At 71.5% G+C, this 23,480-nt stretch carries 17 protein-coding genes and 1 tRNA gene; 12 read left to right on the forward strand and 6 right to left on the reverse strand.

Annotated elements, in window-relative coordinates:
- Nucleotides 1-42 precede the first annotated feature (42 nt).
- The 5 genes from AC27L3_RS03885 to AC27L3_RS03905 are packed head-to-tail and all read left to right on the forward strand — an operon-like array spanning nt 43 to nt 7,748.
- Nucleotides 43-1,239, forward strand: coding sequence for an isochorismate synthase (locus AC27L3_RS03885; protein WP_487232578.1), 1,197 nt, complete (start codon nt 43-45; stop codon nt 1,237-1,239).
- Entirely contained in the window at nt 1,236-2,873 is a 1,638-nt protein-coding gene (locus AC27L3_RS03890; protein ID WP_487232579.1) for a (2,3-dihydroxybenzoyl)adenylate synthase, read from the forward strand. Before AC27L3_RS03885 ends, AC27L3_RS03890 begins: the two co-directional genes overlap by 4 nt.
- A gap of 14 nt (nt 2,874-2,887) precedes the next feature.
- A complete protein-coding gene (locus AC27L3_RS03895; protein WP_487232580.1) occupies nt 2,888-3,520 on the forward strand; it encodes an isochorismatase family protein in 633 nt (210 codons plus the stop codon).
- 5 nt (nt 3,521-3,525) lie between these two features.
- Nucleotides 3,526-3,753 carry a phosphopantetheine-binding protein gene (locus AC27L3_RS03900; protein ID WP_487232581.1) on the forward strand — a complete coding sequence of 76 codons (228 nt, stop codon included), beginning with the start codon at nt 3,526-3,528 and terminating at the stop codon, nt 3,751-3,753.
- The gene (locus AC27L3_RS03905) at nt 3,750-7,748 is read left to right on the forward strand and encodes an amino acid adenylation domain-containing protein (protein ID WP_487232582.1); all 3,999 of its coding nucleotides are present in this window, start codon (nt 3,750-3,752) and stop codon (nt 7,746-7,748) included. The genes AC27L3_RS03900 and AC27L3_RS03905 overlap by 4 nt, the downstream gene beginning before the upstream one ends.
- Here the strand turns inward: AC27L3_RS03905 and fes are convergent.
- The gene (gene fes / locus AC27L3_RS03910; RefSeq protein WP_487232583.1) at nt 7,688-8,944 is read right to left on the reverse strand and encodes an enterochelin esterase; all 1,257 of its coding nucleotides are present in this window, start codon (nt 8,942-8,944) and stop codon (nt 7,688-7,690) included. The genes AC27L3_RS03905 and fes overlap by 61 nt on opposite strands.
- Nucleotides 8,945-9,037: 93 nt before the next feature.
- On the opposite strand from fes, the gene AC27L3_RS03915 reads away from it, so the two are divergent.
- Nucleotides 9,038-10,075, forward strand: a complete 1,038-nt coding sequence (locus AC27L3_RS03915) for a YncE family protein (RefSeq protein ID WP_487232584.1) — start codon at nt 9,038-9,040, stop codon at nt 10,073-10,075.
- A gap of 52 nt (nt 10,076-10,127) precedes the next feature.
- Here the strand turns inward: AC27L3_RS03915 and AC27L3_RS03920 are convergent, their stop codons facing one another.
- Complete coding sequence (locus AC27L3_RS03920; RefSeq protein WP_487232585.1) at nt 10,128-11,042, reverse strand: hypothetical protein; 915 nt, start codon at nt 11,040-11,042, stop codon at nt 10,128-10,130.
- A gap of 659 nt (nt 11,043-11,701) precedes the next feature.
- Here AC27L3_RS03920 and AC27L3_RS03925 point away from each other — a divergent pair.
- From AC27L3_RS03925 to AC27L3_RS03935, 3 genes are all read left to right on the forward strand, one after another.
- Complete coding sequence (locus tag AC27L3_RS03925; protein ID WP_487232586.1) at nt 11,702-13,372, forward strand: CocE/NonD family hydrolase; 1,671 nt, start codon at nt 11,702-11,704, stop codon at nt 13,370-13,372.
- A gap of 495 nt (nt 13,373-13,867) precedes the next feature.
- Entirely contained in the window at nt 13,868-14,920 is a 1,053-nt protein-coding gene (locus AC27L3_RS03930) for a PLL family lectin (RefSeq protein ID WP_487232587.1), read from the forward strand.
- Between the two features lie 280 nt (nt 14,921-15,200).
- Nucleotides 15,201-16,727, forward strand: coding sequence for an NHL domain-containing protein (locus AC27L3_RS03935; RefSeq protein ID WP_487232588.1), 1,527 nt, complete (start codon nt 15,201-15,203; stop codon nt 16,725-16,727).
- A 51-nt stretch (nt 16,728-16,778) separates the two neighbouring features.
- On the opposite strand, the gene AC27L3_RS03940 is transcribed toward AC27L3_RS03935, so the two are convergent.
- Nucleotides 16,779-17,285, reverse strand: coding sequence for a hypothetical protein (locus AC27L3_RS03940; protein WP_487232589.1), 507 nt, complete (start codon nt 17,283-17,285; stop codon nt 16,779-16,781).
- Between the two features lie 30 nt (nt 17,286-17,315).
- Complete coding sequence (locus AC27L3_RS03945) at nt 17,316-18,413, reverse strand: hypothetical protein (RefSeq protein ID WP_487232590.1); 1,098 nt, start codon at nt 18,411-18,413, stop codon at nt 17,316-17,318.
- Nucleotides 18,414-18,807: 394 nt separating this feature from the next.
- Between AC27L3_RS03945 and AC27L3_RS03950 the strand changes: the two genes are divergently transcribed.
- A complete protein-coding gene (locus tag AC27L3_RS03950; protein WP_487232591.1) occupies nt 18,808-19,527 on the forward strand; it encodes a hypothetical protein in 720 nt (239 codons plus the stop codon).
- Between the two features lie 67 nt (nt 19,528-19,594).
- Entirely contained in the window at nt 19,595-21,430 is a 1,836-nt protein-coding gene (locus AC27L3_RS03955) for an FG-GAP-like repeat-containing protein (protein WP_487232592.1), read from the forward strand.
- Nucleotides 21,431-21,538: 108 nt separating this feature from the next.
- Here AC27L3_RS03955 and AC27L3_RS03960 read toward each other — a convergent pair whose 3' ends face one another.
- A complete protein-coding gene (locus tag AC27L3_RS03960) occupies nt 21,539-21,805 on the reverse strand; it encodes a hypothetical protein (protein WP_487232593.1) in 267 nt (88 codons plus the stop codon).
- Between the two features lie 1,194 nt (nt 21,806-22,999).
- Between AC27L3_RS03960 and AC27L3_RS03965 the strand changes: the two genes are divergently transcribed.
- Nucleotides 23,000-23,296: a hypothetical protein gene (locus AC27L3_RS03965; RefSeq protein WP_487232594.1), complete on the forward strand. Its 297-nt coding sequence runs from the start codon at nt 23,000-23,002 to the stop codon at nt 23,294-23,296.
- Here the strand turns inward: AC27L3_RS03965 and AC27L3_RS03970 are convergent.
- A tRNA-Pro gene (locus tag AC27L3_RS03970) sits at nt 23,278-23,351 on the reverse strand. The two genes, AC27L3_RS03965 and AC27L3_RS03970, sit on opposite strands and share 19 nt — an antisense overlap.
- Nucleotides 23,352-23,480 lie beyond the last annotated feature (129 nt).

Raw genomic sequence — 23,480 nt, forward strand, 5'->3', positions numbered from 1 at the left:
ACCCCGCGTCCCCGCCCGCTCCCCCACAGCCCTGGAGAGCCCATGACCACATCCCCGAGCGTCCTTTCCGCCCCGCCCCTGCCGACCCCGGGTGCGGCGGTGGCCCTGCTGGACGCCTACCGCCCCGGCTCGGACCGCTTCCTCGCCACGCCCCGGCGCACCCTGCTCGCCCACGGCACGGCCGCCGAGGTCCCGGGCGGCAGCAGACCGTTGCCGCAGCGGGTGCACGAACTGCTGCACTCGCTGCGGGAGCCGGCCGCCCCCGCCCCGATGGTCCTCGGCGCGATCCCCTTCGCCCCCGGCGCGCCGACGGCCCTGGCCGTGCCCCGCACGGTGCGCAGCGCCCCTCCCCTGGCCCAGGACCCGCTGATCGCGCTGCCCGCCCCCGACGCGGCGGACGGCGCCGACTGGCAGGTGCGCGAGTGGCCGGCGGCCGAGGGGTACGCGGCGGCCGTGGCCGCCGCCGTCGAGCGCATACGCGCCGGGGAACTGAGCAAGGTCGTCCTCGCCCGCACCCTGGAGCTGACCGCGCCGCACGCCCCCGACCTGCCGGCCCTGCTGAACCGGCTCGCCCGCCGCGACCCCTCCGGCTACACCTTCGCGGTGCCTGCCGGAGCGAGCCGCACCCTCGTCGGGGCCAGCCCCGAGCTCCTCGTCGCCCGCCGCGGCCCCCTGGTGACCGCCAACCCGCTGGCCGGCTCGGCGCCGCGCAGCGCCGACCTGGCCGAGGACGTGCGCCGGGCGGTGGCGCTGCTGGAGTCGCCGAAGGACCTGCACGAGCACGCCGTCGTGGTGGACGCCGTACGCCGGGCACTGGCCCCGCTGTGCCGCCGCCTGGCGGTGCCCGAACGGCCCACGCTGGTGCGCACGGCGACGATGTGGCACCTGTCGACCACCGTCACCGGCGAGATCGCCGGGCCCGGCGTCACCGCGCTCGACCTCGCCTCGGCCCTGCACCCGACCCCCGCGGTGTGCGGCACGCCCACCGACGTGGCCCGCGCCGTCATCGCCGGCTCCGAGCCCTTCGACCGCGGCGCGTACACCGGCATGGTCGGCTGGCAGGACGCCGACGGCGACGGCGAGTGGGTGGTGACCATCCGCTGCGCCGAGGCCGAGGGCCGCACCCTGCGGCTGTACGCCGGCGCGGGCGTGGTGGCCGGCTCCTGCCCCGAGGCCGAGACCGCCGAGACCGCCGCGAAGTTCCGTACGTTCCTCGACGCCGTGGGGGCCGCGCTGTGACCGCGTCCGCACTGACCCCCGGCGTCGACGCGCCCACCTGGCCCCAGGAATTCGCCGAGCGCTACCGCGCCGCGGGCCACTGGCGCGGCGAGACCTTCGGCGGGATGCTGCGCGAGCGCGCCGCCGCCCACCCCGACCGCATCGCCCTGGTCGACCCGGCGCCGCGGCGCCGCACCTGGACGTACCGCGAGCTGGACGAGGCCGCCGACCGGCTGGCCGCGGGCTTCGCGGCGCGCGGCATCGGCCGCGGCGACCGCGTGGTCGTCCAGCTGCCCAACGTGGGCGAGTTCGCCGAGGTGGTCTTCGCGCTCTTCCGCATCGGGGCGCTGCCGGTGTACGCGCTGCCCGCGCACCGGGAGACGGAGATCGCGCACTTCTGCTCCTTCACCGAGGCCGTCGCCTACGTCGTCCCGGACGTGCACGAGGGCTTCGACCACCGGGAGCTGGCCACCCGCGTGCAGCAGCGCACCCCCGGCCTGGAGCACGTCTTCGTGGCCGGCGAGCCGGGCGGGCACACCGCGCTGTCCGAGGTGCCGTGCGAGCCGTCCGCACCACCTGCGGGCCCGCGCCCGCACGAGCTGGCGTTCCTGCAGCTGTCGGGCGGGACGACCGGGGTGCCCAAGCTGATCCCGCGCACCCACGACGACTACCTCTACTCGCTGCGCGGCTCCAACGAGATCTGCGGCGTGCACGCCGGTACGCGCTTCCTCGTCGTGCTGCCCGCCGCCCACAACTTCCCCATGAGCTCGCCGGGCTGGCTCGGCGTGCTGTACGCGGGCGGCACCGCCGTGCTGTGCCCGAAGCCCGATCCGGCGACCGCCTTCCCGCTGATCGAGCGGGAGCGGATCACCATGACGGGGCTGGTGCCGCCGCTCGCCCTGGTGTGGACGGACGCCGCGGCCGGCAGCGCGTACGACCTCTCCAGCCTGGAACTGGTCCTGGTCGGCGGCGCCAAGTACAGCGAGCAGGCGGCCCGGCGGCTGGAGCCCGCGCTGGGCTGCCGGCTGATGCAGGTCTTCGGCATGGCCGAGGGCCTGGTCAACTACACGCGCCTGGACGACGACCCCGAGACCGTCGTCACCACGCAGGGCCTGCCGATCTCCCCCGACGACGAGATCCGTGTCGTCGACGACGCCGACCGGGACGTGCCCGACGGCGCGTTCGGCCATCTGCTGACCCGCGGCCCCTACACCATCCGCGGCTACTGGCGGGCGCCCGAGCACAACCGGACCGCGTTCACCGAGGACGGCTTCTACCGCACCGGCGACATCGTGCGCCGCGTGCCGAGCGGGCACCTGGTCGTCGAGGGCCGGGCCAAGGACCAGATCAACCGCGGCGGCGAGAAGATCGCCGCGGAGGAGATCGAGAACATCCTCCTGGCCCACCCGGGCGTGCACGACGCCTGCCTCGTCGCCGTGCCCGACGACTACCTGGGCGAACGCACCCTCGCCTACGTGATCCTGCGCCCGGGTGCCGGGCCGCTGCGGCCCGTCGACGTCAAACGCTTCGTCCGCGAACGCGGCGTCGCCGCCTACAAGATCCCCGACCTCGTCGCCTTCGTCGACGCCTTCCCGCAGACCGGCATCGGCAAGGTCAGCCGGAAGCAGCTGCGGTCGACCGCCGAGCAGCGCTGAAAGGCCCCCTTCCCATGGCACTTCCCTCCATCTCCGCCTATCCCCTGCCGTCCGCCGGCGACCTGCCCGCGAACCGCGTGTCCTGGACCGCGGACCCGGACCGCGCCGTGCTGCTCGTGCACGACCTGCAGCAGCACTTCCTGTCCGCCTTCCCGGCCGGCGAGCAGCCGCTGACCGGCATGCTCGCCCACACCGCCCGCCTCCTGGCCCGGGCCCGCCGACTGGGCGTACCGGTGGTCTACTCCGTCCAGCGCGGCGGGCAGAGCCCCGAGGAGCGCGGGCTCCAGCTCGACTTCTGGGGCCCGGGCGTCGCCGACGACCCCGCGGCCCTGGCCGTGCCGGACGCCGTGGCGCCCGCACCCGGGGACACCCTGCTCACCAAGTGGAAGTACAGCGCGTTCGCCCGCACCGACCTGGAGGAGCGGATGCGCGGCTGGGGCCGCGACCAGCTGGTGATCACGGGCGTGTACGCGCACATCGGCGTGCTGATGACGGCCGCCGACGCGTGGATGCGCGACATCCGGGCGTTCGTCGTCGCCGACGCCGTCGCCGACTTCTCCGCCGAGGAGCACGCCATGGCCCTGCGCTGGGCCGCCGGCCGCTGCGCCGCCGTGACCACCACCGACGCGCTCTTCCGGGAGGTCTGAGCCGCATGTCCCTGACCCTGGAGAAGATCCGCGAGGACGTCGCCGACTGCCTCGGCGAGGACCCCTGCGACATCCCCGTCGACGAGAACCTCCTCGACTACGGCCTGGACTCGATCCGTGTCATGACGCTGCTGGAGCGCTGGCGCCGCGAACACGCCGTCACGGCCGACTTCGCCGATCTCGCCGAGCGGCCCGCCGTCGATGCCTGGGCGACGCTGCTGGGGGCCTCGTGAGCACCGCAGCGACCGCCGACCCCCGCGTCGAGCGCACCGCCGGCACCGCACCCGGCACCGTCCTGCCGCTGACGGCCGCCCAGTCGGGCATGTGGTACGCCCAGGCGCTCGACCCGCACAGCCCCGCCCAGAACACCGCGGAGTGCCTGGAGATCGACGGCCCGCTGGATCCCGGCGTGTTCGCCGCCGCCCTGCGTCAGGTGGTGGCCGAGTGCGAGGCGCTGCGCGTGCGGGTGACCGACGGCCCGCAGGGCCCGCGCCAGCAGGTGGCCGAGGCGGTGGAGTTGCCGCTGACCGTGCGCGACCTGCGCGGTGCGGCCGATGCGGAGGGCGAGGCGGAGGCGTGGATGCGCGCCGACCTCGCCACGCCCTGCGACCTGGCGGCCGGCCCACCGTTCCGGCACGCCCTGTTCCGCATCGGTGCGGAGCGCTGGCTGTGGTACCAGCGCATCCACCACCTGGTGATGGACGGCTACGGGTACTCCCTGCTGGTGCGCCGCACCGCCGAGGTCCACACCGCCCTCGCCCGCGGCGAGGAGCCGCCGCCGCGGCGGTTCGGAAGCCTTGCCGACCTGGTGGCGGACGACGCGGCCTACCGCGCCTCGGAGGCGTTCGCCACCGACCGCGCGCACTGGGCGGCGGCGTTCGCCGACCGCCCGGAGGTGCCCCGCCTGGCAGGCCGCGGCGCGCTGCCCTCGCGCACGTTCCGCCGGCGCAGCGCCCGGCTCTCCCCCGAGGCCACCGAGCGGCTGCGCGAGCTGGCCGGCCGGCTGCGGGCCACCTGGCCGGACGTGCTGATCGCCGCGCAGGCGCTGTACGTCTCGCGGGCGATCGGGGCCACGGAGGTGGTGCTGGGCCTGCCGATGATGGGCCGGCTGGGGTCGGCCGCGCTGCGCGTGCCGGGCATGGTGATGAACGTGCTGCCGCTGCGGCTGACCGTCACCCCGGAGGCGACCTTCGCCGAACTGGTGCGGCAGGTGGTCCTCGGCATCCGGGAGGTCCGCCGTCACCAGCGCTACCGCTACGAGGACATCCGCCGCGACCTCGGCCTGCTCGGCGAGAGCCGCGGCCTGGTGGGCCCGCTCGTCAACGTCATGCCGTTCGACTACGGCGTCGACTTCGCGGGGGCGCCGGCGCGGGCCCGCAACCTCTCCGCGGGCCCCGTCGAGGACCTGACGGTGGGTGTGTACGACCGCGCCGACGGCCGGGGCCTGGCGATCGACCACGACGGCAACCCCGCCCTGTACGACGACGCGGCCCTCGCCGCCCACCAGGAGCGCTTCCTGCACCTGCTGGATCTGATCGCGCAGGCCGACCCCGGGCAGCCCACGGCCCGCCTCGGCATCGCCACGCCGGCGGAACGCGCGCTGGTCCTGGAGACGTTCAACGACACCGCGCAGCCGGTGCCGCCGACGACGCTGATCGGTCCGATCGAGGCGCGCGCGATCCACACGCCCGGCGCACCCGCCCTGGTGGACGGCGGGACCACGCTCACGTACGGCGAACTCAACGTGCGCGCCAACCGGCTGGCCCACCACCTGCGCGCGTTCGGGGCCCGGCCGGGCGAGGTGGTGGCGGTGTCGGTGCCGCGCTCGGCCGATCTGGTCGTCGCCCTGCTCGCGGTCCTCAAGACGGGCGCCGCCTATCTGCCGCTGGACCCGGACTATCCGCAGGCGCGACTGGCGTACATGCTCCAGGACGCAGGGCCGGTCTGCGCAATTGCCGACCGCGCCGGCCGCCTGCCCGAGGACGGGCGGGCCCCGGTGGTCGTCCTGGACGGCCTCGACGTGTCGGGGTGCCCATGGGTCAACCCGCCGAAGGCGCTCACCCCCCACCACCCGGCGTACGTCATCTACACCTCCGGCTCGACGGGCCGGCCCAAGGGCGTGGTGGTCGCGCATCGGGCGATCGACAACCGGCTGCGCTGGATGCAGCACGCCTACCCGCTGACCGGCGAGGACCGGGTGCTGCAGAAGACGCCGTCGTCCTTCGACGTGTCCGTCTGGGAATTCTTCTGGCCCCTGCGCGAGGGCGCCACCCTCGTCGTCGCCGCACCGGACCTGCACAAGGACCCGCACGGCCTGGCCCGGCTGATCCGGGAACAGGCCGTCACCACCTGCCACTTCGTCCCCTCCATGCTCCAGGTCTTCCTCGCCGAGGCGGAGGCGGGCGGGTGCGCGGACAGCCTGCGGCGGGTCTTCTGCAGCGGCGAGGCCCTGCCCCGGGAGACGGCGCACGCCTTCGCCCGCGCCCTGCCCGGCGTCGAGCTGCACAACCTGTACGGCCCGACGGAGGCCGCCGTCGACGTCACGTACCACGCCTGCGACCCGGCGGCCGGCGGCCCGGTGCCGATCGGCCGGCCCGTGTGGAACACCCGCCTGTACGTCCTGGATGCCGCCGGGCAGCCCTGCCCGCCCGGCGTGCCCGGCGAGCTGTACCTGGCCGGGCGCCAGCTGGCCGAGGGCTACCTGAACCGCCCCGACCTGACGGCGGCCCGCTTCGTCACCGACCCCTTCGGGCCGCCGGGCAGCCGCATGTACCGCACCGGCGACCTGGCCCGCTGGACGCAGGACGGCGAGGTCGTCTACCTCGGCCGCACCGACCACCAGGTCAAACTGCGCGGCCAGCGCATCGAACTCGGCGAGATCGAGGCGCAGCTCGCCGCCCAGGCGGGCGTGGAGGGCGCCTGCGCGCTGGTGCGCGAGGACCGGCCCGGCGAGCAGCTGCTCGTGGGGTACGTCACCGGCGGCGCCGACCCGGCGGCCGTCCGCGCGGCGCTGGCCCGTGACCTGCCCGAGCACATGGTGCCGGCCGCGGTCGTCGCCCTGGACGCGTTCCCGCTGAGCCCCAACGGCAAGCTGGACCGGCGCGGCCTGCCCGCCCCCGTCTTCGCCGGGGCGGACGGGGGCCGGGCGCCGGCCGACGCCCGGGAGGCGGCCCTGACCCGGCTGTTCGCCGAGGTGCTGGGGCTGGGGCACACCGGGCCCGACGACTCGTTCTTCGACCTCGGCGGCACCTCGCTGCTCGCGGTGCGCCTGGTGACGCGCATCCGGGAGGAGTTCGGCACCGAGCTGACCATCGGCTCCCTGTTCGAGGCGCCGACCCCGGCCGCGCTCGCGGCCCGGACGGCCGCCGCCGCACCGGCCGCCGGCGACGCCCTGGGCGTCGTCCTGCCCCTGCGCGCCGGCGACGGGGGCACCCCGCTCTTCGCCGTCCACCCGGCCGGGGGCCTCGCCTGGTGCTACGCGGGCCTCGCCGCCCGGCTCGGCCCCGGCCAACCCCTGTACGGCATCCAGGCGCGCGGGCTCGGCGACGACGAGCCGCTGCCGCGCACCCTGGCGCAGGAGGCGGCGGACTACGCCGCACGGATCCGGGAGGTCCAGCCGCACGGTCCCTACCGGCTGATCGGCTGGTCGGTGGGCGGCGTCCTCGCCCACACCGTGGCCGTCCTGCTGCAGGAAGCGGGCGAGGAGGTCGACCTGCTGGCCCTGCTGGACGCCTTCCCCGCCGAGCAGTGGCGCGAGCGGCCCGCACCCGAGGAGGGCGACGCGCTCACCGCCGTGCTGCGCATGGCCGGCTTCGACCGGGCCGGCGAACGCACCCGCGAGGACGTCCTGGCCACCCTGCGCCGGGCGGGCAGCCCGCTCGCCGGGCTGGGCGAGCGGACCCTGTCCAGGATCGTCGACATCGTGCCGAACCACGCCCGCATGATGCGCGAACACCGGCACCGGCGCTTCGACGGCGACATGCTCTTCTTCACCGCCGCCGCGCCCCGCGCCGAGGACTGGCTGACCCATGAGGCGTGGCGCCCGCACCTCGGCGGCGGCCTCGACAACCACGACCTGGACTGCACGCACCCGCAGCTGCTCCAGGGCCGCCACCTGGATGCGATCGCGGCCGTGCTGGCGGCCCGGCTGGAGGAACTGGACGCGGCTCAGCGCGGGGAGAGCAGCCCCACGAGCCCCTCGGCGAGTTCGGTGCGCCAGCACAGGTAGTCGTGGCCGCCGTTGAACTCGCGGAAGACGGCGTCCTCGTAGCCCGCCGCGGCCAGCGTCTCGCGCAGGCGCTTGGCCGCGGGCAGGGCCACCCACTCCTGCGCGCCGAAGGAGAGCCAGAAGCGCACCGGCAGCCGCTCGGTGGCGGCCAGGACGCCGGTCAGCCACTCGGCCTGCGGTCCGACGGGCCACCAGAACGAAGCGGACTGGGCGAGCACGTTGCCGAAGCGGTGCGGGCTGTGGACGGCCGCGTGGGCGGCGGCGAGCCCGCCGAGGCTCTGCCCGGCCACGATCGTGCGCGCGGGGTCCGCGGTGAGCGGCAGCCGGGTCCCGGCCCAGGGCAGCAGCTCCTCCTCCAAGAAGGCCACGAACTGCGGGCGGCAGGTCAGCTGCGCCCAGCGGGTGGCCGCGTCCACGGACTCCGGCAGCACGGCGACCAGCGGCGGGATGCGGCCGTCGGCGATGAGGTTGTCCAAGAGGTGGGCGATGCCCAGGCGGGGTTGCCAGTGCTCGCCGTCCAGAAGCACCAGGACCGGCAGGTCGGCGGCGTCGGCGGCTGCGGGAGGCGCGTACAGCCACACCCGCCGGCGGTCGCCCAGGTGGCTGCTCGTCACCTCGCCCTCGGTGACGGTGCCGCGCGGCACGTCCGCCCGGGGCAGCCAGTCGTCCGCGCCGGGGGCGTCCGGCAGTGCGGCACAGGCGACGGGCTGCCCGCCCCAGCGCCGCGGCAGACGGCGCGGGTTGTACGGGTCGGGGCGGCGGTTGCCGCGCATCCACGGCCAGTACGCCGGGTCCTCGGGCGCCGGGCCGTCGCCTTCGTCCACGTGGATGTCGTAGGTGCCGCGCCAGTCCGCGCGCAGCCGCAGGGTCCAGTGCCACACGTCGGTGCCGGGGACGTGCCGCATGAGGTTGTCCTCGGGGACCCGCGGGTCGACGAGCTTGTTGGGCAGCACCTGCACCGCGCGCGTACGGGGCGTACCGCGCCACAGGAACGTCACGGCCCGGTGGTCGGCCCTGCCCAGCGGATCGGGCGCCACCAGGGGCGTACCGCGCCGGCGCACGTCCGCCCAGAACTGCGCCGCGCCGCCGGGGCCGGGCAGCGCGAAGGGCGGTGCGGCGAGCAACGGCAGCGCCTGCGGGCGCGCGAGGCGGGGCGGGTGCTGGGGGGCGCCTTCGGGCGGGGTGGGCAACGTCATGCGGGGTGGCTCCGATACAGGTGGATAACTTAGGTAAGGCTAAGCTAACTTAGCCTCATCCGCATTCCTCCCACGCAAGGAGACCGACGCAACATGCCCTCGACCACCCGCCGTACCGCCGTCGCCGCCCTGGCCCTCGCCGCGGCCACCGTGCCGCTCACGACCGGCACCGCCTCCGCCGCCTCCCACCCCTCGACCGTCGTCTCGGCGCCGCTCGCCAAGGGCCTGTACCAGACGGCCTACTCCGAGCGCCACCACGTCCTGTGGGCCACCACGGCCGTCGGCCGCCCGCCGGTCACCTCCTCGGCCCTGCTCGAGGTCGACCCGAAGACCCTGAAGGTGAAGGCGACCCACACCCCGCCGGTGACGGACACCGCCACCGGCGCCGTCGAGGCCGTCTACGGCGTCGCCGTCGACGACGAGCACGACACCGTCTGGACCACCAACACCCGCAACAACTCCCTCGCCGTCTACAGCCAGCGCACCGGCAAGCACCTGGCCACCCTGCCCAACGTGGCCCACGCCCGCGAGGTCGTCGTCGACGAGCGCCACGACCTCGCGTGGGCCGGCGGCTTCGGGGACGGCACCGTGGTCGCCTTCGACACGCGCACGTTCAAGGAGAAGAAGCGCGTGACCGTCCCCGGCGCGGCCCCCGCCGGTCTCGCCGTCAACGAGCGGACGGGCACGGTCTACGCGACCGACCTGAAGGGCAACCGCCTCATAGCCGTCTCCCCGTACGCCAAGGACCCCTCCTTCATCCCCGCCGGCAACGGCCCCATCTCCGTGGCCCTCTCCCCCGACGGCCGCACCGCCTACACCGCCGACCAGGCGGCGGGCGCCGTCTCGGTCGTCGACCTGCGCAAGAAGGCGGTCACCCGGACCATCCCCACCGGCGCCGGCGCCCTCTCCGTGGCCACCGACCGCCGCACGGGCCGCGTCCTGGTCGCCAACCGCACGGCGGCCACCGTCACGGTCGTCGACCCGGCCAAGGCCACGGTGACGGAAACCCTCCCGACGGGCCCCAACCCGAACCACATCACGATCGCCGGCACCACCGCCTACGCGGTCGACAAGTCCGGCACCGTCCCGGAGGGCCGCGACCAGCTCCACCGCATCCGCCTGGGGCGGTGAGGCGCACGCCCGGCGTCCTCGCCGGCTCCCCACCACCCCGACGGGGAGCTGCTCAGCCGTGCTTCAGGTACCACTTCGACCGGTCGTGCCCGCCGGTTTCCGTGAAAACGTAGTACGCGTCGCAGTGTTGATCGGTTGAGGTGTACATAGCTCCTCCGGTCGCGTCATTCCAGAGGTTTACGACGTCGCCGTTGACGAAGACGCTGTTGCCACCCACCGTCACTCCCGAGGCCGCGATCGCTCCCGAGGCGGAGAGCCCTCCCGAGGTCGAGATCCCTCCCGAGGCCGAGATCGAGCCGGAAACCTGGATGCCCTCGCCGAACTTAACGGTGCTGTCGCCGCCGGTGAGTGCGCCCTGCGCGGTGAGATCCTTGGCCACCGTCAGCTTCTGGACCCCGGTGTCGCCGGTGACCGTGAGCGGCCCGTCGACCTCCAGCCCCGTCAGCTTCGGGTTCTTCACCGTGACCGTGGTCGTGAGGTAGTGCGTGGTCCCGCCCGTGACGTACGAGAGCTGGAAGGTCGTATCGCGGTCGATCGTCGCTTTGCACGCGTGGTCGTTCTTCACCGGGTGCGGGTCGCCGCCGTGCGAGACCGTGTAGTCGAGGGTCGACGGGCCGTTCCAGGTAAGGGTGATCTCCGTACCGGCCTCCACCTCGAGGCTGTTTGCCGTGAAGTCCGAGACGACCACGGCCGGGATCTTCGGCGCCGGGAACTTCGTGAGGGCCAGCTTGGTGAAGCGCGGGTTGTCGGACCACTGGTCCGTGTTCGTGGTGGCGACCTCGCGGATCTCGATCCGGGCCGTGCCGGGCCGGGAGCTGATCTTGAGGTTCTCCAGGGTGATGACGAGGCCGGAGGCGTCGACCGGCACGCCCGACTTCTTCTTGTCGTCGCCCTTGGGGGTGACCTGGAAGCGGGCGTAGTCGCCCGACGGCACGACGGTCTGCGTGCCGGGCTGGAGGCGTACCACGTCCCAGCCCGGCGCCTGGCCGTCGCCCGCGTCGGCCTCGACGAGGCTCTGGGCGAGGTCGCCCTCCGGCAGGGCGAAGAGATCTCCCGGCAGTAGACGGTCTCGTCACCGCCGTTGGAGACCACGATGTGCAGGGCCGTGGCGGGGTCGTCGGTGACGATCTGCGACGGCCGGCGCCGTGCCCGACGAGCAGGTTCTGCCAGCCTTGAACAACCGCGTGCCGTCGCCAAAGCAGGTGTACTCGTGCGCGTCGGCCTGCACTGTCCTCCCCCATCCATCGCGGAACCATGACAGCGGGCCGCTGTCATTCAAACCGTGCCGCGACACGAGGACAACGACGCACAAGGGTTCGCAATGGGTATTGCGTCACCGTGGTTGTGACAGCCGACACCGCATGTCGTCCTATGCGTCGAACGGACCGCCCGACACTCAGCCGGACCAGCCGCCGCCCCAAGGGCAGGGTCCCTCGAGGCCCTGCCGCGAGGTCTGCCACCGGCATTGGCCGGAAGCACAACCACGCTCACCTCGCCTTCTGGCGGGGGTGATTTACGGACTCATACCGTGAAGCCGCAGACCACGCTCCGTTGACGGACGCGGCGGCGGAGTCGCACTGGTCCGGTCGGCCGGCAAAGGGCGGCAACCACGGGACGGGGGCGGATGTGAACTCAGCGAATGTGCCGTCGGACGACGGCCGGGAGGACCGGGACCGGCCGGCGAGCCTCTACCCGGAGCTGGACGAGGCGTTGCTGACGCGGTTCGTCGAGGCGCTGGAGTCGGGCGACACAAGGGGACTGGCGCCCCTGCGGGCCGAGGAGGTCGCTGCCGCCCGCCACGTGCTCGTGTTCAGCCGGGTGAAAGTGCCCGGGGCCGACGGCGAGCCCGAGCTGGACGGCGCGCTGTGGAAGCATCCCACCGGACAGCCGCGCCCGCTGATCGTGATGCCCTCGCCATGGACCGACGCCGGCTGGTGGATCTACGCCGTGCAGGCCACCCTCTTCGCGGCGCTTGAGGGCTACAACGTCCTGGCCTACACCGCACGCGGCTTCGGCCGGTCCGAGGGCGAGGTCGAGGTGGCGGGGCCCGAGGACGTCGCCGACGGCCGCCGGGCGCTCAGCTACCTCATCGCGCAGTCGGGCGGCGTCTTCACCAAGGCCGGTTTCCTCGGCGACTCGTACGGTTCCGGCATCAGCCAACTCGTCGCCGCCCACGACGAGCGGGTGTCGGCCGTCGTCGCCATGAGCACCTGGGGAGACCTGGGCGAGGCGTTCTACGAGAACTCCACCCGCCACATCGCTGCCGTGCAGGGCCTGTTCAACGCCGCGAAGAACGCCCGGCTCAGCGAGCGCACCCGGCAGATCTTCGACGACGTGCTGGCCAGCCGGAACATTCCCGAGACTCTGGAGTGGGCCGGCAAGCGGTCCCCGTACACCTACGTGGAGCGCCTCAACAACCGCGCAGTTCCCGTGTACTTCGCGCACGCCTGGCACGAGACGCTCTTCCCGACCAACCAGACACTCAAGATGTTCAACGCGCTCACCGGACCGAAGCGCATCATGCTGTCGATCGGCGACCACTCAGGCCCCGAGACGCCCGGCACGATCGGGCTGCCCAACCCGATCTGGGAGGGCGCACACCGCTGGCTGGCGCACCACCTCAAAGGGGAGCTCGACGACACCGAGGGACAGGTGTCCGGTCACCTGATGTGGAAAGGCCCCCTGGACGATGCCGAGACCTGGGACACTTTCGTCGGCCGTCCCGAGCCGCTGTATCTGGCCGGCGCGGCCGAGGGCACGGGCCACGGCGCGCTGACGGACAAGCCCGAGACCGGATGGGCCCTGTCCTTCCGAACCAGCATGGACACACCTGCCACCGTCGCCGACGAGATCATCAAAACCGGCTACGAAGAGATGAACGGGCGCCCCAAGGTGTACCGGACCGGTGACATCAACCGTGCCGACGCCGGAGTGTGGGTGAGCGCGGAGGTGCCCGGCGCAACAACGCTCCGCGGCATCCCCCGGCTCAGGCTGACGTACACCGCGAGCTCCCCGCAGATCACGCTCGTGGTGCACCTCTTCGACGTCGACGCCACCGGGAAGGCGCACATCATCACGCACGCGCCGTTCACGGATCCCGACGCCACCATCGGCCGGCCGGTGACCGCCGACATCCTGCTCCAGGCCACCGGCTACACCATCCCGGCAGGGCACCGGCTGATGCTCGTCCTGGACTCCAAGGACCCCTTCTACAGCGACGCCAACAAGCTCGGCACTTCCCTTATCGTCTCGTCACCCGCCGACGACCCGTCCTACCTGGAGATTCCACTGATCTGACCGCCCGGGAGCCCCGACTGACGTCATGGACCGGCCGGGGCGAGGCGGTCACCGAGCGGACGGCAGCGAGACCAACAGCCGGCGGCCGCTACCGCGTCGGCGCGCCCGCCGCGGACATGGGGACGGCACATGGGCGTGAGACGAGGAGAACGTCTTCGTATGTGTGGTGGCGGCGGATGGCGGTGCGATCGTGCAGGAGGTGACAGCGAGGGCGATGGTGGGATGATCTCGCGTCCCACACGTACGCCGCCGAGACGTTCGGCGCGGTCGCCCAGGGCGGTGAGCAGGCCGACGGCTTTGCCGGGTCGGCCTGCGATGAGGTGGGCCAGGGACGCGGCGGCAGGAGCCAAGACCTCGGAGTAGTCGGAACAGGCCCTGACGGCTCCGTCCTATAGCGGTTGCCGGGTCTCCATATTTCGCAGAAGGCAACTGATCCCGTGCATATGTCGATACCCCCGGGGGTGGAGCGCCGGGGGCGAGCAGAAGGGGGAGAACATGACGATTCCTTCGACTCCGGGGATGAGCTGGGGCACGGTGGCCTCGCTCGGCGGGCAGTTGACCGGCAATCCGGCGGTGGCACCCTCGTCGGACGGTCGCCTCGAGGTGTTCGTGAGGAACCGTGCCGACAACGCGCTGTCGACCAGCCATCAGCAGACGTGGGGCGGTTGGTCCGACTGGGAGAACCTGGGCAGCAGCGTCCTGTCCGGCGATCCCTCCGTGCTGCGGACGGCCGCGCGGCGCATCGGGGTGTTCTTCCGGAACAGTGAAGGCAACCTCGAACACCCCTGGCAGACGATCATCAACGGGACCTACGGCGCCGGGGTGACGCTGGCCACCCATATCGCGGGCGACCCCATTCCCGGGCTGGATGCCGACGGGCGTCCGGAGGCGTTCTTCCGGGGCACCGACAACGCCCTGTGGCATGTGTGGGAGACCACCAAGTCCGGCTACGGAAACTGGACCGGCCCGGCCAACCTGGGCGGATCCATGTCCGGCGACCCGGCCGTGGCGACGGACGCCCGTGGCAGGCTCCAGGTGTTCTTCCGCGGCACCGACGGTCACCTGTGGGTCGTCCGGCAGCGGGACGCCAACAGCAGCGGCTGGGACAGCCCGGTAAGCATCGCCCAGAACATCGGCGGCGACCCGGTCGTCGGCATCAACGCCGACGGGCGTCTGGAGGTGTTCTTCCGCGGCACCGACAACGCCCTGTGGCACCTGCCGCAGGCCGACGACTACAACGGCTGGGACAAACTGACGGGCCTTGGAGGCACCCTCACGGGTAACCCGGCCGTCGCCAGGGCCGCCGACGCCCGGCTCGCCGCCTTCTACTGGGGCGGCGGCCACCTCTGGGTCAGCGAGCAGACCATCGTCAACGGTGCCGACTGGAGCGCCCACGAGCAGATCGCGCAGAACATCGGCGGCGAACCCGTCGTGGAGGCCAACGCCGACGGACGCCTGGAAGTGTTCTTCCACGGCACGGACCACGCGGTCTGGCACATCGCCCAGATGTTCGGCCAGCAGGCACCGGGATACGCGATCTCGCCCTGACGCTCGCTGCCCCAGGCCGAGCGGAGTAGCGGGCCAGTCGCGTCCGGCAGACAGCGGTCGCCGTCGGCGGTACCGGTGTCCATACAGCGGGTACCGCCGGGGAGTGCCCCGCACCGGGGCGGCGGGCGGGCTGCCGGTGAACCCCCGGCATCACCTGCGCCCGATGCGTGCCGCCGCCACGGCCTCCTCGACCTGGCAGCCCCAAAAACTCTCATGGCGCTTTGCAATCAATTGATAGCCGTCTATAGCGGGCGGTCGGCGAACGGTGAAGGGGATGACGATGAGCACTGCTCAGGCGGCAGCCACAGGCGACGAGCCTTCCGGTCCTCCGATCAAAACGGTCGCGGGAGCCGGGGATGGGGGGTTGACGGGGGAGAGCGTGCCTGCGGCTTCTGCGCGATTGAAGGGCCCGTGGGGCATCGCGGTGGACAGCACCGGCACCGTCTACTTCTCCGAGGAGGGCAACCACCGGGTCCGAAAGATGACGACTGACGGAAGGGTCAGCACGATCGCCGGCAAGGGCACCGCGGGCTTCAGCGGCGACGACGGCCTCGCCAAAGACGCCCAACTGAGGCGCCCGTTGGCGGTGGCGGTGGACGGCGCTGGCACCGTATACATCGCCGATACCGATAACCACCGGATCCGGAAGGTCACGACCGACGGAAGGATCACCACGATCGCCGGCAAGAATGCCGCGGGCTTCAGTGGCGACGGCGGCTTCGCCAAAGATGCTCAGCTGAATGCCCCGTTGGCGGTGGCGGTGGACAGTACCGGCGCCCTCTATGTCGCTGACTACGGAAACCACCGGGTCCGAAAGATCACCCCCGATGGGAAGATCAGTACGTTCGCGGGGAGGGAGGTCTCGGGCTTCGCGGGAGACGGCGGCCCAGCGCGTTCAGCCCGGCTCAACTACCCGCAGGGAGTGGCGGTGGATAGCACAGACAACCTCTTCATCGCCGACCGCGAAAACCACCGGATCCGGAAGGTCGACACTGAGGGGAACATCAGCACGGTCGCAGGCAAGGACACCGCGGGCTTCAGCGGCGATGGCGGCCTCGCGAAAGATGCCCAGTTGAAGCAACCGGTGGCCGTGACGGTGGACAGTACCGGCGTCCTCTACATTGCCGACCGCGGCAACCACCGGATCCGGAAGGTCGACACTGAGGGGAACATCAGCACGGTCGCAGGCAAGGACACCGCGGGCTTCAGCGGTGACGACGGGCCGGCCGCCTCAGCCCAGTTGAGCGGCTCATCCGGGCTCGCTGTGGACTGCGTCGACACCCTCTACATCGCCGACACGGCCAACAACCGGGTTCGGAAGGTCGCGTCGGCGAAGATGGCCGGGCTGCCCGAGTCGGGCACGGTGGTCTCCTGGGCCAACGTCCGCAGCAAGCTGCGCATGGGGGTTCTGCGCGAGTCGACCAAGGACGGGGCCGAGATCCACCAGTTGCTCGCCACCTCCAGGGATCACCAGCGGTGGCGGCTGGTCGCGGCAGGTCAGGACAACGGCGACGTCCTGTACAGGATCGAGAACGTGCGCAGCGGCAAGGTCCTGGAGGCCGGCGGACCGCAGGATACGGCCTGGGCGGTGATCGCGCAGCGCGCCTACGAGGGTGCTGAAGCGCGCCACCAGCAGTGGAGGTTGATCCCGGTGGGCTCGGCGACCGACACCCCGCGGGTGTACGAGATCGCTAACCACAGCAGCGGCCTGCTCCTGCAGGTCGACACCAACGCCCGCGCGGCGATCCGGCAGGACGGGTCGGATGGCGACCACCGAGGCCGGCAGTGGCAGTTGCTTCCCGTATGACGCACGAGGGGGCAGGGGCGTTCTCGCCCCTGCCCCCTCGGAAGACGGGTACTACTGTGCGTCGAAACGGGACGGCTTCTCGCTGGTCGCCTTGGGTGCCTGGGCTTCGGGTGCCTTGGGTGCTTCAGGGGCCTTGGGGGCCTTGGCGTAATCGCTCTTCTTCGGCATCTTCAGGTCCTCGTCCTTCCGGAGGCCGCTGTGCTCGGTCACCGTCTCACTCGCCTTCTTCATGCCGGCGTCCGCCGCCGCGGACACCGAGCCGGGATCCCCGGCGTACCGGGCCTGCTCATCGGCCGACGCCTGGGTGGTCCGGATGAAGGAGCCGAGGAAGCCCAGGACAGCCCGCGCTTCGGGCGACTGCTCCCGCACGACCTTCGCCCGGGAGGATGCCCCGTGGATCGCGCCGTTGAACAGGCTCGTGCTTTTGTCGTCGTATGCGTCGTCGTCGGCGTCCTCGAAGTCGATGCCCTCACCCGGCTGCGGCTCGGCCCTGCCGGGGGCCACCGAGAAGAGCCCCGCGCTCTCGCCCGCGAAGTCGAAGATGTTCTTGAACACCATGGTCGTCACCCCTTGTCGTCGCCCGCCCGGTCAGGGCTGCTTGTGCAGCGTTTGTTGGTTGTCGATCAGGCTCTCGCTGTCGAACATCGTGTGGTGGACATCCAGGGCGGAGACGACCTCGGCCAGCCCTGTCATCAGGAATCCGCCGCCGGCCAGGTCGAGGTCGCCGATGGGTCGGGCGACCACCTTGTCGAGACCGGGATGGTCCCCGGACTGCGGAGGAGACAGGACCGCCACCGGCACGGCGTACATCACCGCGATCAACCCGGAGAAGGTCACCGGGATCTCGTAGCAGTACTGCTTGCAGCAGCGCCGCTGCGTGCAGATGGTCTCCACGCGGGAGCCCGGCGGGACCTGGCCGGAGATCTGCGACTTCGAGGCCCAGCTGGTGGTCAGGGAACCGCTGACGGAGCCTGTGATGCCCAGCATCAACTGGGCGTTGAGCGTCGCGGTGCCGGTGGCGCTGCCCTGGGTCGTGAACGCCGCCGAGTTCGTCACCGAATTCGTCGCGGAGTTCGTCGCCGCGTTCCTCGTGCTCGTCTCGGTGGCGTTGGCGTTGTCCACCCCGACATTGTCCTTGCTGTTCTTGTTGGTGACCGTGTTCGCGTTCTTGTTCGCCACCTCGTTCTGGCACTGCATCTGAAGCTGCTGCTGGAGGTCCAACTTGAGCTGGTTCTGCAGCATCAGCTGGAGCTGCGCGCTGAGGCTGCCGCCGAAGGTGAGCTGGGCCTGTCCCTGGAGCGACCACGTGATCCCGTTCGACACGGTGAAATCGACCGAGTCGGTGAAGGTCATCGAAGACGTCTGGCTGCGGTTGACGTAGCAGCGGCAGGAGAACGTGTCGGGTGGAGGCGGGCTGATGTTGCACCGCTCCTCGATCAGCGGCTCCCCAAGATTCATGTAGGCGATCCAGCCCAGCTGGAACGCGGTCCCGGTGAACGTGCCGAAGCTCGACTTGTTCACGGAGAACCCGACGGGCTTGTGCCGCACACCGTAGTCGTCGACGTAGACCAGATTGGGATGCTCCAGGATGGACTTCCAATTCTGATGGATGTGGAGTTCCCGCAGGTTCTTCTTCGTCAGCGGCTGGCGCTTGGCCCGTCCCAGGTTGTACGCGTTGGATGACATTTCCCGCCCTCGACTTTTCTGGCCGAATTCCGCTCGGTGAAATGTAAACAAGAATCTGCGCACGTTCCGAAAGGCGAAGCTAGCACGGGGTCCACCCGCCTGGGAAGGCGCTTCCGTATTATGTGCTCAATCGAGTGACAAGGGTCGAAGACTACCCCAACTCGTCCGAGTCAAAGGTAACTTGAGGGCCTGGCGATTGCCCGGCCGACGACTTTCGGGATGTCTCTTCCTGTCGGTACCGCAGCATTGACCGTTGCCGCGGACGAAGTGTCCAATCGTTTTTGGAGCCGTTTCGACAGAATGCTGTCGCGTGTGCTGCGATACCGCGCGACAAGCCACTGCACTGAGCGTCCGACCCGTTGTTCTCCCAACCAGAACAGGTGAGGTTTCCGCGATGTACACCCAAGAACGCACGGCGATGTCGAACCTGGTCGTCGGTGGCCCGGTGGCGGTGAACAGCTACGACAACGCGATCGTGGCGGCACTGGTCGAGAACCGGCCGGTCATGCTCGTCCACGCCTTCAACGGTGGCTACCTGCGGCCCGCCGAACTCGCGGAGGCGAGCCACGACAAGGGCGTCAAACTGGCCACCGCGCTCGACCCGGCCACCAAGGAGGCGAAGGGCCACCTCTGGCACATCACCCCCGCCGGCTTCTTCGGGCAGCGGCCGCTGTACTTCCTCGAGAGCGCCGCGGGCCAGGTCTCGCCCAAGCCGGCTGGAGCCGGCAAGGCCGACGACGGTCGCGGCGACGACGGCCTGCCCAAGCCGCAGCGCAGGCGCGTCACCGTCAATCAGGACGCTCCCAAGAGCACGGCCGACACCGTCCAGGTCGGCCTGCCCGACAAGGTCGGCGACAAGTGGCGCGGGAAGAACGGCGCACCCGAGGACACCCAGCTCTGGATCGTCACGGTGACGCCGTGGGGCGGGATCACCTTCGTGCCGATCACCCACCCCGACGCCATCCTCGGGTTCAAGGACCACGCGGTGGCGGCCGACAGCGAGGTGCGCCTCACCTACAACTGGGGCGGGGACTTCACCGGCACGGTCATCAACACGTTCTACCCGCGGCTGCCCAACGAGTGGAGCGTCCCCTACCACCACGTCTTCACGTGACCGGCGGGCACTACCGCGCCGCCCCCGTCCCGAGCCCACGCCCCAACCGCCTGGAAGAGGCAGCCCGATGCCGGTGCCCACGGAAGAATTGAAGCTCCAGATCGTCAATGCCGCCACAGGAGAGACTCTCGGCGCCAGGGCCGTGCCGGGCGCGGACGGGGCGCTCGTCGTCCGCGACCTTCCCGACGGCGGCCCGGACCCCGACCTGTGGCAGCTCGTCCCCGTGCAGGCCGCCCAGGACGAGCAGGCATACGTGATCCGCAACGCGGTCAGCGGCAAGGTGCTCGACAACCCCGCTGCCGCAGACCGTGGTGTCCGCCAGTGGGACGCCGCCGCCGGCGACAACGCGGCCCAGCAGTGGCGCGTCGTCCCCGTCGAAGGGGAAGCGGGTCTCTACCTCATCGAGGGCGTGATTGACGGCACGGTCCTCGACCTTGCCGTCCCCGGCCAGGACCACACCCGGATCGTCCTGCACGAGTACGACGACAGTGCTCAGAGCCAGCGCTGGCGCCTGGTCCCGGCAGAGCCCGAGCGCATCAGCGACCCCGTGCTGCGCTGGTCTCCTCTGAGTCACTGGAACAGTCGCCAGTCCTGGCGGCTGGCTCCCTCGGACGCGCTGCGGCCGGCACCCGGCGCGACGCCCTCCTTCAGCGACATGCTGCTGGTCCTCCAGCGGTTCGGGAGCGACCAGGACGCCGGCGGCTGGAAGAACGACGGTGTCAACCGCTCTCCCAGCGGGCAGCCGACCTGGTGGGCCGGGCTCGGTGCGCGGTTCCTCGCCGATGTCACGGGAACCGGACGGGCGGACATCGTGGGGCTCAAGCCCGCGAAGGGCGCGGTGACGTCGCCCAGCCAAGGTGACGGCACGTTCGACCGCGACGAGCGCGTCCTGCACCCGCCCGCTCCCTCCGCGAGCCCCGCGGATCTGTGGACCCTCGCGGACACGACGGGCGACGGCAAGGGCGACATCGTCGTGCTGTCCGCAGATGGCGTCCGGGTGCACCCTCAAGCCGAGGACGGAACGTATCCGCCCCCGGGCGGCGAGCCCGTCGTCAAAGCGTTCGGGCACGGCAACCAAGCCGGCGGCTGGCTGGCCGACCAGCACCCTCGCTTCCTCGTCGACACCACCGGCGATGGCAGGCTCGACATCGTCGGCTTCCACGGCAGCGGTGTCCGGGTGTCGCTCCAGGACGAGGAGGGAAGGTTCGCCCCGCTCACCGACGAACCGGTGCTCCGGGCGTTCGGCCACGATGAGGAGGCCGGTGGCTGGCTGGCCGACCAGCATCCTCGCTTCGTCGTCGACACCACCGGTGACGGACGCGCCGACATCGTCGGCTTCCATGATGACGGTGTATGGGTGTCGCTTCAGGACGAGGACGGCACGTTCCCCGAGCCCCTGTACATCCTCGACGACTTCGGGGTCGACCAGGGGTGGAGTTCGGCCGAGGAGCACCCGCGGTTCCTGCTCAAAACCACCGCTGACGGAGCAGTGGACATCGTCGGGTTCGGCCCGCAGGGCCTCGTCGTCGCACGCGGGCGCGGCGACGGCACCTTCGAGCCCTCCAAGCTCGTCCTGAACGACTTCGGGGCCGCTCAGGACTGGACGAGCAAGAAGCACCTCCGCTTCCTCGCCGACGTCACCGGTGACGGCAATCCGGACATCGTCGGCTTCGGAGACGAGGGCGTCTGGGTGGCGCACAACTGCGGCGACGGCCGGTTCGAGCAGGCTCAGCTGGTGTGCCACGGGTTCGGGTACAACGACGACGCCGGCGCCTGGCGGGTCGACCGCCACCCCCGCTTCCTCGCCGACATCACCGGAGACGGACGCGCCGACATCGTCGGCTTCGGCGGCCCGGGCGTGTACGTGGCCCGCAACCTCTACCGCCGCTTCAGGACCCGATAACCAGCCGGAAGACCTCCACAGCCACATCACGGCGGCTCGCCATCGGCGTACCGCAACCGGTCACCCCGACCCGTCGTGCGGCCTGGCACGCCTTCGCCTGCGAGCCCGTTACGACGAGCGACCGCAGTACCGGGCCACTGCGCCGAGATCACACCGAAGCGAGCGAGATGCCCACCCGGAGATCTCCTGCCTGGGCTGTGACCTTGACCCGACTCCCATGCCCCGGCCGGTCAGGCGGTCGGGGCGTCCGCGGGCGAGGGTGTCCTGGATGATCTCGCGCTCCACGCGTACGCCGCCGAGGCGCTCGGTGCGGTCGTCCAGGGTGGTGAGCAGGTCGACGGCCTTGCCGGGCCGACCCGCGGTGAGGTGGGCCACAGGCGGCAACAGAACGGCGGGCACTGCCCCGCCGCTGCGCCGCCTCATCGCCGAGGTCGGCGTGAGGTTGGTCGCTCGGTTGTTCTTCGCCGCCGCCAGCCGCACGGCCTCCTGTCGAGCGCGCGGTGCAGGGGAAGAACATGGAGTTCTTGCGCTGGCGCCACTGGTTCGGCCAGGGTGAGGGCCCGGGTTCTGCGGAGGAGTGGGGGATCCAGCCGTGTTCGGCGGGCGCCGGACGGTCTTGAGGGTGATGTCCATCCGTTCCTCGGCCCAGGTCACGAGCTTCCCGAGGCGGGCGGCACGTCCGTATCGCCGCCCCCACTCGTCGGTGACCAGGCCGACCGGCCTTCCTCGGCCAGGCGGGCGCGAAAGTCCGTCAGGCTGTGGGCGGACAACAAGCTCTCCCCGGTGGCGGACACCATGCGAAGAGGGACCGGACACGCCGGCTCCCCGCTGACGGACTCGTAATGACACACAGTGAGGGGTCGCGTAGCGATCAACACCGCGGTCGGACGCGTTGAGCTGGGCCGGACCGCGCCGGCCGTCCGGGCCGGAGCTGCGCCACCGGCTACAACGGCTCATCTGCTGGCGACGCCTGAAGAACCGCACATCATGATCCTCTTACGAGCTCTACGGTGCGGGCTGGCGGCTGCGCGTCGTACCGGCCATCGGGCACCTTGAAGTCCAGGTCGTCACCAACGGTGTTGTCGACCGCACCGTCTACGGCTGGATCGCCCTGCGGGATTTGGGGCGCGCTCGACAGCTTCGCCAACGCCCTCGTCGAGCGGTCGAACGAGCAGTACCCGGGCCGGGGCGACACCGTACGCTTCGTCGCCTGCATCGCCGCCCGCGTCGGCGAGGTCTCCGGCGTCCGAGCCCAGGACATCGACCGGCACACCTGGACCTGGGAGTGCTGCCGCCAGACCACCCCCAGCCCGGCGGCCCCATCGACAAGGGCACCAAGGGCAAAAGACGCCGCTCGATCTCCCTCATCCCCGAACTCCGGCCCATGGTCAGCGCCCGCCTCGACGCAGTGGGACACAACCCCACGGCCCCCGGCTCTTCACCGGACCGCGCGGCGGAGGCATCACCACCGCCGTCCTGCGCGACGTCACCCACTGGGATCCGGTCGTCGTCCGCCTCGGCTACGAGCGCCTGCGCCGCCACGACCTCCGGCACATCGGGCTGACATGGATGGCGGACGCCGGCATCCCCGTTCACGTCCTCCGTGTGATCGCCGGACACGGCTCGATCACCACCACCCAGCGCTACCTCCACCCCGACCGCCGGTCGATCCACCTGGCCGGCGCCGCCCTCAGCCGCTACGTCGTCGAAGGCCGCGAGGAGCCGACCGGTCCCAAAGTGGCCCCCAGAGCCCGCGCCCGTCCGGCACCTGCGGCTCATCCGTCGACGCATACGAAAAGAGCCTCTGACCTGCGGTTTCCCGCTGATCAGAGGCTTCTTTCACCGTGTCGGGACGGCGGGATTTGAACCCACGACCCCTTGACCCCCAGTCAAGTGCGCTACCAAACTGCGCCACGTCCCGGTGCTTGTCCGGCCCGGGGGTTTGCCCCGTGCCGACCGCGCACGAGAACAATACCGCACTTCGCGGGGTGGTCGTGCACCGCTTTACGGCCGCCGTCCAGTGGGGCGGTAGTGGGTCGGGTGCGGAGCG

This window comes from Streptomyces sp. PKA51, from assembly GCF_057552455.1.

Excerpts from the sequence above, each read along its gene's own strand:
- AC27L3_RS03885 (WP_487232578.1), top strand. The coding sequence starts at position 43 with ATGACCACATCCCCGAGCGTCCTTTCCGCCCCGCCCCTGCCGACCCCG.
- AC27L3_RS03895 (WP_487232580.1), top strand. The coding sequence starts at position 2,888 with ATGGCACTTCCCTCCATCTCCGCCTATCCCCTGCCGTCCGCCGGCGAC.
- AC27L3_RS03900 (WP_487232581.1), top strand. The coding sequence starts at position 3,526 with ATGTCCCTGACCCTGGAGAAGATCCGCGAGGACGTCGCCGACTGCCTC.
- fes (WP_487232583.1), bottom strand. The coding sequence starts at position 8,944 with ATGACGTTGCCCACCCCGCCCGAAGGCGCCCCCCAGCACCCGCCCCGC.
- AC27L3_RS03915 (WP_487232584.1), top strand. The coding sequence starts at position 9,038 with ATGCCCTCGACCACCCGCCGTACCGCCGTCGCCGCCCTGGCCCTCGCC.
- AC27L3_RS03930 (WP_487232587.1), top strand. The coding sequence starts at position 13,868 with ATGACGATTCCTTCGACTCCGGGGATGAGCTGGGGCACGGTGGCCTCG.
- AC27L3_RS03935 (WP_487232588.1), top strand. The coding sequence starts at position 15,201 with ATGAGCACTGCTCAGGCGGCAGCCACAGGCGACGAGCCTTCCGGTCCT.
- AC27L3_RS03940 (WP_487232589.1), bottom strand. The coding sequence starts at position 17,285 with ATGGTGTTCAAGAACATCTTCGACTTCGCGGGCGAGAGCGCGGGGCTC.
- AC27L3_RS03945 (WP_487232590.1), bottom strand. The coding sequence starts at position 18,413 with ATGTCATCCAACGCGTACAACCTGGGACGGGCCAAGCGCCAGCCGCTG.
- AC27L3_RS03950 (WP_487232591.1), top strand. The coding sequence starts at position 18,808 with ATGTACACCCAAGAACGCACGGCGATGTCGAACCTGGTCGTCGGTGGC.
- AC27L3_RS03955 (WP_487232592.1), top strand. The coding sequence starts at position 19,595 with ATGCCGGTGCCCACGGAAGAATTGAAGCTCCAGATCGTCAATGCCGCC.
- AC27L3_RS03965 (WP_487232594.1), top strand. The coding sequence starts at position 23,000 with ATGGCGGACGCCGGCATCCCCGTTCACGTCCTCCGTGTGATCGCCGGA.